The sequence below is a fragment of the Alkaliflexus imshenetskii DSM 15055 genome (assembly GCF_000517065.1).
Lineage (GTDB): Bacteria > Bacteroidota > Bacteroidia > Bacteroidales > Marinilabiliaceae > Alkaliflexus > Alkaliflexus imshenetskii.
This window is the reverse complement of sequence record NZ_KI912105.1, coordinates 2323718-2341516: the sequence shown is the minus strand read 5'-3', so window position 1 is coordinate 2341516 and position 17799 is coordinate 2323718. Positions and strand designations below refer to the sequence as shown.

Sequence of the window (17799 nt, the reverse complement as noted above, 5' to 3'; positions counted from 1 at the left end):
CATTTTCCAAACATATTCACATTATGTAATGCATTGTGAATCAATAAAACGAACCAGCCAAATATTCAGAAATTGTCAAAAAAAATTAAATGATCACCCAGTGTGATCCTATAGCGCTCTAAAACAAGTTATCTCCACTTGTTGTTGAAAGTCGGAATTTGAACCTATTGTAAATGAAAAAAGGCAGAACAACTAAACTGTCTGCCTTTCTACGATATAAAGTTTTTTACAACATCCTATTTGAATATTTCTCTTAAGCGCTCTTCCAAACGGCTGCCAAACAGGTCTTTGCCTATAATCTCGCCATCTCGGCTTATCAGATAGTTGGCAGGAAGCTGCTGAATATTATACACGCGCGCTGCATAAGAATCGGTGTACTGCATTTCGGTTACGCTTGTCCAATCAATTTCATCCTGAACCAACGCATTTTCCCATAGCACACGGCTCCTTTCCAGTCCAATTTGATAAATTTCGAAGCCCCGGTTTTTATATCGCTGATACATTCTTTTGAGGGTTTGGTTTTCGCGTCGCGATGCGCCATCCCAAGATGCCCAGAACGAAATTAAAATAACTTTGCCACGTAAAGATGAAAGTGGTACATCCACCCCTTGTGCGTTTGCGGCAACAATTTCGGGCAAATCAGAACCTTCGGTTTCCATCAACGCTTCGAGCATACGGGCACGTCGCTCTTCTACCTTTACATTAAGCACAAAGTCGTATAGGTGGCGTACTCTTTCTGAATCGGGATAAAGCAGATTTAGGCTGGTAGCGAGCATGGCAAAATAGACCTGATCCTTTTTATCCATTACATTCATTACCATACTTCCATCACTCAAGGTTAGAAACAGGGCATAATAACTGGCAAAGGAGCGGGGATTATCCATAACAAATTCACCCACCCGCTTTTTATAGTCTGCCAAATGTTGATCCATTTCCAGCCCAATACGTTCAAGATTGGCCGATTTCTGTTCATCAGACAAAGTGTTATAGTGATTCACCAGACTGTCGAGCACAGTTCTTAAACGGGTCACATCGCGCTTTAAAGTCTGAACGTGGCGTGAACCTGTAGAGTTTTCTACCACATATCTTCTGGCAAAAGAAGCGCTCTCTCCTCGCACAACAATGTGCTCAGTGGTATCAGCCAAAAGAGTTATAAAGCTGGTTGGACTTAGTGAAAGTTTTAAGAAAGTAGGTTCAGAAAGCGCTGGCTGGCGAAATTTAAAAGAACCATCCCTTTTAATTGTAACACTGTCGATGGCTACATCACGGTTCAAATCCATCCGATAGAGCAACACTTTTTGTCCGGCAGCATTCTCAATCTGACCTTCAACAACGAATTGCGGCTTTTTGGCACAACCGGTTACTACAGCAACGAGCAATAAAATAAAAGCAATCTGCTTCATAAAAAGGCTAATTTTTCAATTAAGTGGTAAATATAGATTATTTTTTCAGTAATAAATCCAGAACCTTCTCAAGGTTTTGCTGCCACACATTACGGGCAACTATAACCCCATCATTGTCAAGCACAAAATTAGCAGGAATGCTTCTTATGCCAAGAGCCTGAAGCACAAATTCATCACTGGCCTCAAACCCGGAGTTGAAGCCATCGGCCACATTGAGTTGACTCATTTGAACGGAATCCAGCATCATTGAACAGACAGTTAATCCTGCCCGTTTGTACCTGTCGAGGATTCCTGAATGTCTTTGCCAGATTGAAACAGGCATCCTATCATCGGCACACACCAATTCAAGATAGAGCGGACTACCGAGTTGCCTCAGCACATCTATGGTGTCACGTAAGGTTACATTCTCAATACGTGGAAAAATGCTGCCTGGAGCAAGCAGCCGATCCATCTCATCCATGTGCCGGATGACACTCACGCTTCGGCGAAACTGATCCACTTCGGGTAAGCCTGAGTACCAGTTAACGGCTGAGTCCACCTGAAAAAAGAGCTGTCGGTCATCCCACGGGTCAAACAAACGGTAATTACCGGCCTCCTGTAGAAGGGCATACATCCTCTCGAGGGGTGAGGATGAAATCTCGAGCGCACGCTTCCGAAACGAAGCATTCACCGAATCGATGTCAGATTTCAGAAAGTTCACAGCCTCCCTCCTGGCAATCCATCCGGAATCGTTGGTTACCGCAGTAATTTTATTCATCGCCTCAAGCCAATTGCGGCTGTTTTGCTCAATTAAATAGAAACCATTACTATAAGGAGAGCCTGTAACTTTAACATTTTCCGGAAAATTGATGTATTGGGCGTCCACATAAATCTTCTCATTATCCTTAAACACCAACAAGATGCCCTCACCGGTAAGCTTCTCCAAACGATAAAATCCGGTGCAGATGCTGTCAGGATTCCAGTAAAACTCTCCCAAATGATCTATTATAATGGTATCAGAGAGCTCCATCGGATTTCTGGCACATTTCACTATCAACCTGTTGCCTTCTCCTCCCCACATCAAGCCGGACAAAAGAGGAGGTTCCTTTTTGGTGCCACAGGACCAGATAAAAGCGGCAACCAACAACGTTAAAATGAGTCGAAACATGGTGTCATAATTTTGAATGCCACAAATATACAGGCTAAACCAAAGCGTGACAACAACCTGGCCGCCATTTTTACATTTTGACTTGATTTTATTGAGCTATAGGACGCAACCCTTATGACCTTTGGACATCAACAGATAAACACAGGGAATCCGGAAAGTTGAAACGCAACGGCGTTTCCCGGATAACGAAGAAGCCGGTCTGAAAAAACCGGCTTCTCTGTGTATTTGACAATTTAGATTCAGGCATTTTTACGTATGTAAGCTGCCAACCAATCACCAACTTCAGATGTTTTATATGGCTTGGTTTTATCAATATCTTCGGTAACAACACCTTGCTCAAGTGACGCATCTACAGCCTTGCGGATCAGTTCAGCCTCCTCTTTCAAATTAAAAGCATACTCAAACATAAGCGCAGCCGACAAAACGGTGGCCACGGGATTGGCAATATTTTTCCCTGCTGCTTGCGGATAAGAACCATGGATAGGTTCAAAAACAGAAGTATGTATTCCCACGCTTGCCGATGGCAGCAACCCAAGTGACCCAGTTATTACACTGGCCTCATCGGTAAGAATATCGCCAAACATATTTTCTGTTACCATTACATCAAAGCGCTTTGGCCACTGAATAATTTGCATGGCAGCATTGTCTACAAACATATACTCTACTTCGATGTCGGGGTAGGCAGGTGCCATAGCCTGAACCGTTTCGCGCCAAAGGCGTGAGGTGGCCAATACGTTGGCTTTATCTACCACGGTAAGCTTTTTACGGCGCTTCCCTGCAAACTCAAATGCCAGCTTGCAAATACGCTCAATTTCAGATTTTGTATATACGCAGGTATCATAGGCTGTTTCACCATTCTCAGACCGCCCTTGCGGGCGTCCGAAATAAATACCTCCGGTTAATTCGCGAATAGCGACAAAATCGGCACCTTCAACCAGGTCGGCACGCAGTGGCGATTTGTGCAATAATGAAGGGAAAGTACTCACTGGACGTATGTTGGCATAAAGTCCCAGTTTTTGGCGCATGGCCAAAAGTCCCTGCTCAGGTCGTACCTTAGCTTTGGGATCGTTGTCGAATTTTGGATCACCAATGGCACCAAAAAGTACGGCATCAGAATTCATACACAGCTCGTGCGTCTCATCGGGATATGGATTGCCGGTCTGATCAATAGCGGTGGCGCCCACAAGACCTTTTGTGTACGTAGCTGTATGGCCTTTTTTTTCACATATTGCGTCCACCACCTTGATGGCCTGATCAATAATCTCCGGGCCGATACCATCACCGGCCAAAACTGCAATGTTGAGTTTCATTATATTCGATTTTTTTATTTTCTGTTTGATGTATATCTCGATGTTTATATATTCTCCTCGCTGTTACCTGACATCTGAAATCAAACCTGAATGCTACACTTATGCAAAGCGATGTTACCCTTTAAATTTAACCTCATCATTTTCAATGATGTTCAGCATTTTAAGCGTAGCCTTGATGGCAGCTTCAGTTTGATCGGGATCCAGTCCACGAGTTTTAAACTCCTGTCCCTTGAAATCCCAGGTAATAACCGTTTCAACCAATGCATCTGTTTTTCCTCCGGGAGGAATTGACACCCAGTAATCGGTTAATACCGGATGTTCACGACCAAGGCGGTCATAGATCTTCCAGAGTGCCTTCATAAACGCATCGTATTGGCCATCGCCTACAGCAGTCTCAAAAAAAGTATCTTCATTTATCTGCAACCTGATGCTTGCCACCGGTTTCATCTTACGAACCAAACTGAGGCTGTAATTCAACAACTTAATATTTTCTCGAGTGCTTTCACTTTTGAGCACATCCGAAATAATGTATGGAAGATCTTCTGTGGTGACAGTCTCTTTTTTATCGCCAAGTTCAATAACACGCTGGGTAACCTTCTTCATGTCATCGGCAGTGAGTTCAATACCTAACTCCTCAAGGTTTTTAAGAATATTGGCCTTGCCCGATGTTTTACCAAGCGCATAACGACGCACCCGCCCAAATCGCTCAGGCATCAGTTGATTAAAATAGAGATTGTCTTTATTGTCGCCATCGGCATGTACTCCACTACACTGCGTAAACACATACTCTCCGGTTAAAGGCTTATTGGCAGGTATCCGAACACCGCTGAAGGATTCCACCATTCTGGAAACTTTGGTCAGATTAGACTCTTCCAGGGAATTAGGTAGCTTGAGATGATCGTTCATCATTCCGAGAACACTCGCCAGTGGAGCGTTACCAGCCCGCTCGCCCAAGCCATTAATGGTGGTATGAATACCCTTAACGCCCACTTTTAGTGCCATATAAACATTAGCCACCGAAAAATCATAGTCGTTGTGGGCATGAAAATCGAAATGGACACCGGGATATCTGTCGACCATCTCCTTACAGAAAGCGTAGGCCTGATCGGGGTTTAGAATCCCTAAAGTGTCGGGCAACATAATTCGGCGTACGTTGGCTTTGCTCAGATAGTCAATCATGTAGTACACATAGTCGCGTGAACTCAGCATGCCGTTGGACCAATCTTCAAGATATACATTTACCTGTATATCACGCTTTTCGGCTTCATCAATTACAAATTGGATGTCGGTAAGATGTTCATCAGGCGTTTTGCGTAACTGTCCCTGAAGATGCTTAAGCGATCCTTTCGTGAGTAGGTTAATAACCTTCCCTCCAGCCTCTTCTATCCAGTCGAGAGACACCGTCTTGTCAACAAACCCGAGAATTTCGACCCTGTCCAGACAATTGTGCTTTCGGGCCCATTCGGTGATTCTTTTGACAGCGCGAAACTCGCCATCGGAAACACGAGCCGAAGCCACTTCGATGCGATTAACCTTTAAATCTTCAAGCAATAAACGGGCTATCGTCAGTTTTTCAACCTCGCTAAACGACACGCCGGTGGTTTGTTCACCGTCGCGCAAGGTGGTATCCATTACTTCTACGATGGTCATTTTTCTATAGATTTGTGTAAACGAAGTGCCACAACCGACACATCCGGTAGGGTGATTTAGAGGGAAAATGATTCCGGAAACTGAAGCCAGTCTCCGGAACCGGATATAAACAACTTCAAATTAAGCTTTTGCTTCCCAGGCTTCAATTTCATCTGCAATACTGATCAGGTAGTCGATATCGTCATACCCATTAATCAGGCACTTCTTCTTGTATGGATTGATATCAAATTTTTCTGAAATGCTCCTTGAAGGCACTGAAATTGTCTGGTTCTCAAGATCTATCTTAATGATGGTTTTGGCATCGGCATCTACAGCTTCAAAAATCTGAGCCAAAAAAGCATCTGAAATCTGAACCGGTAAAATCCCGTTGTTGAGTGCATTGTTTTTAAAGATATCGGCAAAAAAACTGGATACAACCACTTTAAAGCCGTATCCTCCAATGGCCCACGCCGCATGTTCACGGCTCGAACCACTACCAAAGTTTTTTCCGGCAACAAGTATCTCGCCAGAATAAATTGGTTTGTTCAACACGAAATCGGCCTTTGGATTACCGTTTTTATCATATCTCCAATCGCAAAACAAATTATCACCAAAACCGTCGCGTGTAGTGGCCTTGAGGAACCGTGCGGGAATAATCTGGTCCGTATCAACGTTCTCTATGGGTAGCGGCACACATGACGATTCAAGTGTGACGAATTTATCTATAGGCATCTTAACTACTTTTAAATATTACAAATTCCTTATCTTAAACCAGAAATGTGTGCTACGAAAGAAAACTTCTGGGATCGGTAATTACACCTGTGATTGCGGCAGCTGCAGCTGTTAGCGGGCTGGCCAGCATGGTGCGTGCACCAGGGCCCTGACGTCCTTCAAAATTTCTGTTTGAAGTAGATACAGCATACAGACCTTCCGGAATTTTATCATCGTTCATGGCAAGACAGGCAGAACAACCCGGTTGACGCAACTCAAAACCGGCTGCTTCAAGAGCCTCTTTCAGACCCTCTTCAATGGCCTGCTTCTCAACCTGCTTACTTCCGGGAACAATCCATGCAACTACATTGTCGGCTTTTTTCTTCCCTTTCACAAAAGCGGCAAAGGCACGCAAGTCTTCGATACGGCCATTGGTACAGCTTCCAACAAACACGTAATCTACCTTCTTACCAATCATGGCATCACCATCGTTGTAACCCATATAGTCGAGCGACTTTTTAAAGGTGTTTTGTGATGCTTTGTCGATGTCGGAAAGTTTAGGTATGCTTCCTGTAATGCCAATTCCCATGCCGGGATTTGTGCCATACGTAATCATTGGCTCAATATCTTCAGCTTTAAAAGTAAGCTCCTTGTCGAACTTCGCATCGGCATCTGATGGCAGCTGTTTCCACTCAGCCAGTTTCTTGTCCCAATCGGCTCCTTTGGGAGCAAATTCGCGGCCTTTCACATACTCGTATGTAATCTCGTCGGGCGCAATCATACCACCCCGTGCACCCATCTCAATACTCATATTACAAATGGTCATGCGGGCCTCCATGGAGAGTGAACGAATGGCAGAGCCTGCAAACTCAACAAAGTAGCCGGTTGCACCTCCGGTTGAAATCTGAGAGATAACGTATAGCACGATATCTTTAGATGTAACGCCTTTCTGGAGCTTTCCTTCTACATTGATACGCATGGTTTTTGGGCGAGATTGCATCAGACACTGCGTGGCCAGCACCATCTCAACTTCGCTGGTACCTATACCGAAAGCAATACTTCCGAAAGCACCATGGGTTGAAGTGTGACTATCGCCGCACACAATGGTCATTCCGGGCTGTGTAAGTCCCAGTTCAGGACCAACAACGTGAACAATACCATTGTATGGGTGCGTAAGTCCATACATCTGCACCCCGTTCTCTTCACAATTCTCCTTCAGTTTATTCACCTGAAAGCGGCTCAACTCGTCATGAATAGGTAAATGTTGATCCATGGTTGGGATATTATGGTCGGGCGTCGCGATGGTTTTATCGGGACGGCGCACTTTAATCCCGCGCGCTTTGAGTCCGGCAAAAGCCTGTGGACTGGTTACTTCATGGATCAAATGACGATCGATGTACAATACACTGGGACCACCCTCCACGTTATTCACCACGTGTTTCTCCCAGATTTTGTCGAAAAGTGTTTTTCCTGCCAAGGTATTTGAATTTTAAAAGGTTATATTATTCTGTAACCGGTGCATTCCACATTTCTGACAAAGGAGAATATGGAAGCAATCGGTTATACGACATCTATTCTATGTGACCCAATGCATCAAGGAAAGCCTCAACCGATGCGGTAACAATGTCGGTGTGCGCAGCAAATCCATAGTAGGTGCTGCCTTTGTGTTCAATCTGCACATGAACTTTGCCTACATCGTCGCTACCACGATGAATGGCCTGTATCAGGAACTCCTCCAGTCTCACTCTTCGTTTCACGAGGGCTTTTACGGCGGTAAAGGCCGCATCGATGGGGCCATTTCCGATGGCTGTTTCGGTAAACACGTCACCATGAAAACTTACCTGTACTGTTGCTGTAGGTATGGTTGATTTACCGCAAGTAACTTGTAATGAGACCAGTTTCAAAGGTCTTGGTGTGTCTTCCTCCTTGTCGCGTCCTACAAGGATTTCAAGGTCTTCGTCGGTAACATCCTTTTTCTTATCGGCCAGTTCCAGGAACTTATGGTACAACTCGTCAAGCTCAATGGGCTCCAGTTCATATCCCAGCACACTCAGGCGATGCTTAATGGCTGCACGTCCGCTACGGGCGGTCAGCACAATGGACGACTCTTTAACGCCTACTTCCACCGGATCGATGATTTCATAGTTCTCACGATTCTTCAATACGCCATCCTGATGGATTCCGGATGAGTGGGCAAACGCATTGCGGCCTACAATGGCCTTATTGGGTTGCACAGGCATGCGCATCAAAGTAGAAACCAGTTTGCTGGTTTTCATGATTTGCTTACTGTCGATATTGGTTTCAAACTCCAAATCCTTATGACATCTAAGGGTCATCACAACCTCTTCGAGCGAAGTGTTGCCGGCACGTTCACCAATACCATTCATGGTTACCTCCACCTGACGGGCGCCGTTTATAATGCCGCTGATGCTATTGGCAGTGGCCATGCCAAGATCGTTATGGCAGTGTGTTGAAATAATTGCTTTGTCGATATTTGGTACGTTGTTTACCAGATAAGCGATTTTTGCACCATATTCTGCGGGCAGGCAATAGCCTGTTGTATCCGGAATATTTACAACCGTGGCACCGGCTTTAATAACCGCTTCGATAACGCGAGCCAAATACTCATTGTCTGAACGACCAGCATCTTCGGCATAAAACTCGACATCATCCACAAATTTGCGTGCGTATTTAACGGCATCGATGGCACGTTGAATAATCTCTTCGGGGTTGGAGTTTAGTTTGTTGTAGATGTGATAGGGCGAGGTTCCGATACCGGTGTGGATTCGTCCCCGCTTTGCAAACTGAAGTGCATCAGCTGCCACTTCAATGTCTTTTTTTACGGCGCGGGTAAGGGCGCAGATGGTGGGATTTGAAACGGCTTTGGAAATCTCCACCACAGAGTTGAAATCTCCCGGACTCGAGACCGGAAACCCGGCTTCAATAATGTCCACTCCCAGTTTCTCCAGTTGACGTGCCACTTCAATCTTTTCAATGGTATTCAACTGACAGCCGGGAACCTGTTCGCCATCCCGTAAAGTGGTGTCGAAAATATAGACTCTGTTGCTCATGTTTGTCTCATTTAGTCCGGCAAACTCCGGATTAATATTCTAATTGTAGTATAACCTCCCCGCCTCCGCATCATCTCTGCATCCGGCAATATGACTCATCATCACATCACAAACACAAAGACGGCGCGAAGAACCAGAGAGATCTACGGATTGTCATTACCTTTTGGGTGAAAAGATTATTTCTTTTCGTTTTCAGGGCGCAGCTTACGAACGGCTGCACCAGCCCGCCACATTTCAGACTCACGAAGTTCTGTCAACTCAGCTTCCAGTTTTACCCGGTAATCAGACTGACTGTTTGAGTCGATTGAGCGCTGAGCTTCGTTACCTTTGGCCACTTCGCTGTAAAGGTCAGAGAATACGGGCAAGGTAGCGTCACGGAATTTCTTCCACCAGTCCAAAGCACCGCGCTGAGCAGTAGTTGAACAGTTGGCATACATCCAGTCCATGCCATTCTCAGCTACAAGAGGCATTAGGCTTTGAGTTAACTCTTCAACAGTTTCGTTGAAAGCCTCAGATGGGCTATGTCCGTTCTTTCTCAGGACTTCATACTGAGCGGCAAATATTCCTTGAATAGCGCCCATAAGGGTACCACGTTCACCGGTAAGGTCGCTGTAAACTTCTCTCTGGAAAGTAGTTTCGAACAGGTATCCGCTACCCACACCAATACCTAAAGCCACAACTCTGTCTTTAGCTTTTCCGGTAGCATCCTGGAAAATGGCGAAGCTGGAGTTCAAACCACGACCTTCGAGGAACATACGACGAAGACTGGTACCTGAACCTTTAGGTGCCACAAGAATTACATCCACATCGGCTGGAGGAATAATTCCGGTGCGTTCCTTATATGTTACGCCAAAACCATGGGAGAAATAGAGCGCTTTGCCAGGTTTCAGATACTTCTGAACAGTTGGCCATACAGAAATCTGACCGGCGTCTGAAAGTAAGTACTGAATAATAGTTCCTTTGTCCAAAGCTTCTTCGATGGGGAAAAGGGTTTTTCCTGGTTCCCAACCATCTGCAACAGCTTTGTCCCATGTTTTGGAATCTTTACGCTGACCTATGATTACATTAAAGCCATTATCTTTCAGGTTAAGCGCCTGACCAGGGCCTTGCACACCATATCCAATCACGGCAATTACTTCGTCTTTCAGCACTTCGCGTGCTTTTGCCAATGGAAATTCCTCTCTTGTTACTACGTTTTCTTCGGTTCCTCCGAAATTGATTTTAGCCATAATAGTGTTTGTTAATAATATTTGTTCAGGTTTCTACTATAATACTAGTTTACATTTTGTCTGTCAAGCTCCATCTTTCTAAGGTAGTTATCGAGCAGTTCAGCCTTGCTTTTGGTAATGGCAATTCGGCCTGAGCGGGTAAACTGCACCACGCCGTATTTGTCCATTTTCTCAAACAACTCCTGAGTCTCAGCCTTGTGGCCGGTTTTCTCAATCACCGTATATTCAGGCGTAACCTCCAGGATGCGGGCACCATATTGACGCACAAGGCCTTCGATTTGGTTCCCGTCTAGCAGAGCTTTGGTAGGCACTTTGTAGAGGGCAATTTCCTGATGAATAATTTCATCGGCCGTCAATACAAAGGCTTTGATGACATCAATCTTCTTCTCTATTTGCTTGGCCACTTTTTCTATCTCCTCACGGGTGCTGAACACCACGATGGTGAATTTATGAATACCGGCAATGGCCGATTCAGAAGTGGTTAAGCTTTCGATGTTCAGGTTACGACGGGTAAACACGTTGGTTATCTGATTCAGAAGTCCTACGTGGTTCTCCGAAAATATGGATAGTGTGAATTCTTCCTTCATTCGCATAGTTGTTAAATATAAATGCAGAGATACAATTGGTCAACTACTCAAGGCGGATATCTGATACAGAAGCACCGGACGGAACCATTGGGAACACATTGCCTTCCTTCTCAACAACTACTTCCAACAAATAGGGACCGTTGTGGTTCACCATTTTAATGATGGCATCATCTATCTCTTCGCGGGTTGTAACTTTCTGAGATTCGATAAAATACCCTTTAGCAATGGTTTGGAAATCGGGATTTATCAGTTCAGTAAAGGAGTATCGGCTGTCGAAAAATAGCTCCTGCCACTGACGCACCATTCCCAGAAAATTATTGTTTAGCAATACTATTTTCACCGGAATTTTTGTCTGAAAAATGGTTCCCAACTCTTGAATGGTCATCTGAAAACCACCATCGCCAACAAAAAGGCATACCGGACGCTCAGGAGCACCCAATTTGGCCCCCATAGCAGCAGGTAGTCCGAATCCCATCGTTCCCAGTCCTCCGCTTGTAACCACGCTTCGTGTTTGACGGAAACGGAAGTAACGGCTCGCCATCATCTGGTGCTGACCCACATCGGTTACCATAATGGCATCATCTTTAAATGCGGACGAGATGCGATGGATAACTTCGCCCATTGTAAGCCCTGTTTTTATGGGATACAACTCCTTATTGATGATTCGGTCATACTCTATGCGGTAACAAGCTCTGAACTGCTCAAGCCATTCATCGTGCGTGTTGGCAGTAACCTTTTCGGTAAGCATAGGCAGTGAGTCCTTCACATTTCCCAGTACCGGCACATCGGCATGCACATTCTTATTAATTTCAGCATCGTCAATCTCGAGGTGAATCACTTTCGCATTTGTGGCATAAGTGCTGAGATTTCCAGTTACCCTGTCGTCGAAACGCATCCCGATGGCAATAATCAGGTCAGCCTCATTTGTTTTAATGTTTGGCCCATAATTGCCATGCATACCAAGCATACCCACATTGAGCGGATGATCAGTTGGTAAGGCAGAGAGTCCTAGCAGCGTCCACGCAGCTGGAATGCCCGTTTTCTCGAGAAACTCAGTCAGTTCTTTTTCAGCACCACCCAGAATCACACCCTGACCCACCAGGGCAAGGGGCTTCTTTGAAAGATTAATCAACTGTGCGGCCGCTTCAATCTGCTGAGTATCTACTACAGGTACAGGCTTGTAGCTTCTAATATACTTTATGGGTTCGTAGGCAAAGTCTAAGTTGGCAAACTGAGCATCTTTGGTAATATCGATGAGCACGGGACCCGGACGACCACTACGTGCAATGTAGAAAGCACGGGCAATAGCTCCTGGTATGTCTTCAGCTTTTTTTACCTGTATATTCCATTTTGTAACAGGTTGTGTAATGCCCACCACGTCCGTTTCCTGGAAGGCATCAGTCCCCAGTAGAAGTGAACCTACCTGACCACTGATTACCACAAGCGGAGTGGAGTCAATCATGGCATCGGCAATTCCGGTTACCGCATTGGTAGCTCCCGGACCAGAGGTTACAATAGCCACACCAACTTTTCCGGTTACCCGGGCATATCCCTGAGCTGCATGCACAGCACCCTGTTCGTGGCGCACCAGTACATGGTGAACATCATTCTGAAAGCTGTAGAGGGCATCATAAACCGGCATAATAGCTCCACCGGGATACCCAAAGATGATCTCAGTACCTTCCATCAGAAGGGAACGAACAAGGGCTTCAGCACCTGTCATTCGGATTGCTTCTTTGCTCTTCTCTTTCATCATCGTTTGAAATTGTGTTTCCATGCGAATATGGATTTGGGGGTTCAATTCACAAGATTAATTTTGGGGTTGCTCATCGGGTAACATCCGAACGGCGCCCATATCAGCAGAGGTCACCAGTCCGGCGTAAGCCCTTAACGCTTTTGAAACATAACGCTGCCGCGATGCAGGCTTAAATGCATCTGCACCCTTAGCTTGTTCAGCTGCTCTGCGGCGGTTCAGTTCGTCATCAGACACCACAATATTTATGGAACGATTTGGAATATCTATCACAACAGGATCACCATTTTTTACCAGTGCGATGGCTCCACCCGCAGCAGCTTCTGGTGAAGCGTGGCCTATCGATAAACCCGATGTTCCGCCTGAAAAGCGTCCGTCGGTAACCAGAGCACACTTTTCTCCAAGATGGCGTGATTTTAAATAGGATGTGGGATACAACATCTCCTGCATGCCTGGTCCTCCTTTGGGCCCCTCGTAACGGATAAATACCACATCGCCTGCTTTTACTTCGTCTGAGAGGATTCCTTCGCAGGCATCATCCTGAGACTCATAAACACGCGCTGTTCCTTCGAACCGGAAAATAGATGGGTCTACACCCGCAGTCTTAACAATACACCCTTTTTCGGCCACATTGCCAAACAAAACGGCCAATCCGCCATCTTTAAAATAGGCATTTTCGATGCTGCGGATACAGCCCTTTTTACGGTCAAGATCCAGTTCACTATAAACAGCCTTTTGAGATGCCAGTTTAAGGTTTACAAATCCGCCCGGGGCGCTGGAATAAATCTCGCGGGCCTTTTCTGAACAGCTCTCTCCCACCACGTCATATAGTTTAAGTGCATGTGCAAGCGAAGGCAGATCCACTCTTCCCACAGTTGTATCGAGCAAACCACCGCGACCAAGTTCGGCCAAAATGCCGAGCACACCACCGGCACGATTTACATCTTCAATGTGGTAATGACTATTTGGAGCCACTTTGCAAAGTACAGGTGTACTTTTGGAGAGGCGATCGATATCCTGCATCGTGAAGTCAACACCAGCCTCGTGGGCTATTGCCAACAGGTGTAAAACCGTATTGGTAGATCCGCCCATGGCAATATCCAAGGTCATGGCATTTAAAAATGCCTGTTTGGTTGCGATATTGCGTGGCAGAACGGATACATCACCCTCATCATAATATCTGTATGCAAGTTTAACAATCAGGTTAGCTGCATCTTCAAACAAACGGCGGCGATTTACATGAGTTGCCACGATGGATCCATTTCCGGGCAATGCCAATCCAAGCGCTTCGTTAAGGCAATTCATTGAGTTGGCAGTGAACATTCCCGAGCAAGAGCCACAGGTAGGACAAGCATTCTGCTCCACCGCCAGCACTTCCTCATCTGAAACAGAATCATCGGCTGCCATCACCATCGAATCGACCAAGTCAAGGGCTCTGTCACCCACTTTTCCGGCCTCCATGGGTCCTCCGGACACAAATACCACGGGTATATTAACGCGCATGGCAGCCATAAGCATACCTGGCGTAATTTTGTCACAATTGCTGATGCAAATCATCGCATCTGCCTGGTGCGCATTCACCATATACTCCACGCTATCGGCAATTAAATCGCGCGAGGGCAATGAGTAGAGCATGCCATCGTGTCCCATGGCTATACCATCATCAATGGCAATGGTGTTAAACTCAGCAGCAAAACAGCCTTGCTTTTCGATGAGGGCTTTTACGTCCTGACCAATTTGATGAAGGTGTGCGTGTCCCGGCACAAACTGGGTAAATGAATTTACAACAGCTATCAAGGGACGCCCCATCTGCTCATCCTTCATGCCATTGGCGCGCCAAAGACTTCTGGCGCCGGCCATACGTCGGCCCTGAGTGGTGGTATTACTTCTTAAAGGTATCTTCATTGTCAAAAAAACATTTACCCCTTTCGGGAAGTTCATCCAGTATATGATTCAACTTTGAGTTTCAAAAAATCTCTTTTAAACAAAAACCCCTCTCACAGAGAAGTGAGAGGGGTTCGTTTATATCTTCTTAAACTTTTATATACCAATCTCACTTCTCTAATGGTTGTCCACGAGAATAATAATCACAACGAGAAGTAGAGATACAAAAAGTTTCATGAGCTTTAACTTAAAAAAATCTCAATGTGCAACTGAATAGTGCATCTCCACCATAGGTTTTGCCAGTCCGCCACACATTGTCTATTCAAAATTTCATTGCAAATGTATGAATTTTGTCATTATCTCAAACTGTTTTGCAAGAAAAAGTTTCAATTTTCTTTCATTTTTTTGCTTTGCGAGTCGATTTTTTTACAAAACAAGTCGAGATGTGTATAAATATAAACAGAACAACTGCGCCACTGCATGAATATTTACTACAGTTAGTAACAATGGAATTCAAAAATGGTTCAATATGAATCTTTATTCAGAAACAGCCTGCTTATACTTTTCAAACAGCGCTTCGATTTTCTGGCTGGCTGAAACTCCAGTATCGTGGTCGGTGATGACAAGGTGAACGTTACAATATACGATGAAAGCATCAAGCTTAGTGCCTTCAAGTCCCGAAATTTGGGCAATCACGTCACGGCCGGCCACTGCCTCACGCCTGTTCCATTGTGCATCTAAATTTCTGGCTTTCTCAAAGCTTACAGTGGGAGATTTTTTGCCACTCACAGTTCGATAGATAAGCGAAACCGGCGAAGCTAATGAAGCAGGAGGCTCGGGTCTTTCGCTCAAGGGCACTTTGCTCATTCGGCTGCCTATCTCTTTTGGGAGGTTAAGTTGGATGCCATCAGAATCATCCAGATGCTTTTTAAAAATCAATGGGTCAAAAATGCCATCGGAAGGCTTAATGGTAACCTCTTTAATCATATAACTGTGCTGCTTCAGAGTAATATGATGCTGATGCGCAGAACCAGAAGTTAAAGCTGAGAGCACGTAGGTACGCGGCTCAAACCCAATAGCCGTAATACGCACAGAGTCTTTCGCAGGCAAATATATACGGAAGCAGCCTCTCTCATCGGCCGTATAAATTTTTACTTGTGAGTAAGAGGCTATGGAAGCATGAGGTAACCGTGACACGCCGTCATCTGAAAAAACGCATCCTGAAAACAATACTTCATCTGGTTGTTGTGCCATGCCGGAAAAAGCATACAGCAATCCCCATAACAGCAAGAGAAAGAAAGAAAATCTCATTTGGGTTTATGTAATTATATGAGTTCATAATTAATCTAATGTGATAATGCCGCATTGTGATAGCAGATTTATTGACACTCCTGATTGATTGTGGAGCTCCGGATAGCTGCGCAGCACGTCAGTAACGCGTCATTCTTCCAGGGCTGACTTCTAGTAACTGTTTAAATTAAATTTATAAAATATGATATAGACGTTAAGACTTTTAGATTTTAGACAGATAGGGTAGTTGATAAAGATGATTGGATTAATCTTATCTATCGGTCTTACTATCTTATCCAGCATTGCGGACTTCGCTTTGCTACGCATCTAACAGTCTAATAATCTGCTAAGCAGATCAACATAAATTAAACAGTCACTTAGATCCTCTCGATGGATTATTCCCTGCTTATAGCAGACCAACAAAACATTTCAGTATTAAACTACAGATGGGACTTCGCTTCAAAACAAATATTATTCCCTTTCGGGCTGGTTAACTTTTATTAACAAACCAGACTTCGTATCGAAAGAAAGGTAAGGTCACCGGGAACCTAATAACCTATGATTCTATTGGCAGAAATCAGCAGTGGATCCTATTGGTGAAAGGATTCATTTTCACCGTTGGAATGCCGCATTAAACTATCGGTATCGCGTTGCATAAAAATAAACAACCAGCACCTTGATTGAATACAGCATGCTTGTTTAAACAATATTAACATATTAAATGACAAATAATTGCGCATAAAAAAAATGAAACATCTATTTTTATGCATACTCATTTGGCAAATCCCCCTATCTTGCTAAGCACCATAAAATGTGCAATTTAACAACTTCAGATGCTCCAACAGAGTAGTAATTGGCGAATCATCATGGCGTTGTGACTGACAGATCTGATTCAACCCTTGAAAGGAAGAATGAAATTTTGAACAAACACTAACAACCTATAGTTAATAAACCTAATTAATTACCTGATTACCGATGAGAGAGATAATTGAAAGAGCCTGGGACAACCGCGAGTTGTTGGCTAACGCGGAGACGCAGGAAACCATCCGCAATGTAATTGAAGAGCTGGATAAAGGTCGTATTCGTGTTGCTGAGCCCGATGGCGACGACTGGAAAGTGAACGAATGGGTGAAGAAGGCTGTAATTCTTTACTTCCCCATGCAGCAAATGGAAACCATTGAAATAGGCCCCTTTGAGTTTCACGATAAAATGGCATTGAAACGCAACTACAAAGAGCTTGGCGTAAGAGTTGTGCCTCATGCAGTAGCCCGTTATGGCGCATACATTGCCCGTGGAGTGGTAATGATGCCATCTTACCTGAATATAGGAGCATACGTGGATTCCGGCACCATGGTAGACACCTGGGCCACGGTAGGCAGCTGTGCACAGGTTGGTAAAAATGTTCACCTGAGCGGCGGTGTTGGTCTGGGTGGTGTACTTGAACCGTTACAGGCATCGCCCGTGATTGTGGAGGACGGTGCTTTTATTGGGTCGCGTTGTATCATAGTGGAAGGTTGCCGTATAGGCCGGGAAGCTGTGCTTGGTGCCAACGTGGTACTTACCGGCTCCACCAAAATCATTGATGTGAGTGGCAAAGAGCCAATCGAATACAAAGGATATGTGCCGCCTCGTTCAGTTGTAATTCCGGGTAGTTACACCAAAGAATTCCCGGCCGGAAGCTACAATGTACCGGCTGCACTTATCATTGGTCAGAGAAAAGCATCCACCGATCTCAAAACGTCGCTCAACGATGCGCTACGCGATTTTGGAGTAGCGGTATAGCCC

Annotated in this window: 13 protein-coding genes; 1 reads left to right on the top strand and 12 read right to left on the bottom strand. The window is 45.0% G+C overall.

All coding sequences use genetic code 11. The features are described from left to right. Positions 1–236: 236 nt before the first annotated feature. The 12 genes from ALKIM_RS0109770 to ALKIM_RS0109715 all read right to left on the bottom strand — a co-directional run bounded on the left by ALKIM_RS0109770 (position 237) and on the right by ALKIM_RS0109715 (position 16035). On the bottom strand, positions 237–1403 hold the full coding sequence (locus tag ALKIM_RS0109770) for a TlpA disulfide reductase family protein (protein ID WP_026474479.1): 1167 nt from the start codon (positions 1401–1403) through the stop codon (positions 237–239). A gap of 37 nt (positions 1404–1440) precedes the next feature. Further along, the gene (locus ALKIM_RS0109765; protein ID WP_026474478.1) at positions 1441–2550 is read right to left on the bottom strand and encodes a peroxiredoxin family protein; all 1110 of its coding nucleotides are present in this window, start codon (positions 2548–2550) and stop codon (positions 1441–1443) included. 239 nt (positions 2551–2789) lie between these two features. After that, positions 2790–3860 carry a 3-isopropylmalate dehydrogenase gene (gene leuB / locus ALKIM_RS0109760; RefSeq protein ID WP_026474477.1) on the bottom strand — a complete coding sequence of 357 codons (1071 nt, stop codon included), beginning with the start codon at positions 3858–3860 and terminating at the stop codon, positions 2790–2792. Positions 3861–3974: 114 nt separating this feature from the next. Next, on the bottom strand, positions 3975–5510 hold the full coding sequence (locus ALKIM_RS0109755) for an alpha-isopropylmalate synthase regulatory domain-containing protein (RefSeq protein WP_044117869.1): 1536 nt from the start codon (positions 5508–5510) through the stop codon (positions 3975–3977). Between the two features lie 120 nt (positions 5511–5630). Further along, entirely contained in the window at positions 5631–6221 is a 591-nt protein-coding gene (leuD, locus tag ALKIM_RS0109750) for a 3-isopropylmalate dehydratase small subunit (protein ID WP_044117868.1), read from the bottom strand. Between the two features lie 52 nt (positions 6222–6273). After that, positions 6274–7677 carry a 3-isopropylmalate dehydratase large subunit gene (gene leuC, locus ALKIM_RS0109745; protein WP_026474474.1) on the bottom strand — a complete coding sequence of 468 codons (1404 nt, stop codon included), beginning with the start codon at positions 7675–7677 and terminating at the stop codon, positions 6274–6276. A 94-nt stretch (positions 7678–7771) separates the two neighbouring features. Further along, the gene (locus ALKIM_RS0109740) at positions 7772–9271 is read right to left on the bottom strand and encodes a 2-isopropylmalate synthase (protein ID WP_026474473.1); all 1500 of its coding nucleotides are present in this window, start codon (positions 9269–9271) and stop codon (positions 7772–7774) included. A 176-nt stretch (positions 9272–9447) separates the two neighbouring features. Then, on the bottom strand, positions 9448–10500 hold the full coding sequence (gene ilvC / locus ALKIM_RS0109735; protein WP_026474472.1) for a ketol-acid reductoisomerase: 1053 nt from the start codon (positions 10498–10500) through the stop codon (positions 9448–9450). 44 nt (positions 10501–10544) lie between these two features. Beyond that, the gene (gene ilvN / locus ALKIM_RS0109730; protein WP_026474471.1) at positions 10545–11087 is read right to left on the bottom strand and encodes an acetolactate synthase small subunit; all 543 of its coding nucleotides are present in this window, start codon (positions 11085–11087) and stop codon (positions 10545–10547) included. Positions 11088–11130: 43 nt separating this feature from the next. Further along, positions 11131–12864: a biosynthetic-type acetolactate synthase large subunit gene (gene ilvB / locus ALKIM_RS0109725; protein WP_026474470.1), complete on the bottom strand. Its 1734-nt coding sequence runs from the start codon at positions 12862–12864 to the stop codon at positions 11131–11133. Positions 12865–12897: 33 nt separating this feature from the next. Then, positions 12898–14745 (bottom strand): dihydroxy-acid dehydratase, encoded by a 1848-nt coding sequence (gene ilvD, locus ALKIM_RS0109720; protein ID WP_026474469.1) that lies wholly within the window; start codon positions 14743–14745, stop codon positions 12898–12900. A 516-nt stretch (positions 14746–15261) separates the two neighbouring features. Continuing rightward, positions 15262–16035 carry a carboxypeptidase-like regulatory domain-containing protein gene (locus ALKIM_RS0109715; RefSeq protein ID WP_026474468.1) on the bottom strand — a complete coding sequence of 258 codons (774 nt, stop codon included), beginning with the start codon at positions 16033–16035 and terminating at the stop codon, positions 15262–15264. 954 nt (positions 16036–16989) lie between these two features. On the opposite strand from ALKIM_RS0109715, the gene ALKIM_RS0109710 reads away from it, so the two are divergent. After that, entirely contained in the window at positions 16990–17796 is an 807-nt protein-coding gene (locus ALKIM_RS0109710; RefSeq protein ID WP_026474467.1) for a 2,3,4,5-tetrahydropyridine-2,6-dicarboxylate N-succinyltransferase, read from the top strand. Positions 17797–17799: the final 3 nt, after the last annotated feature.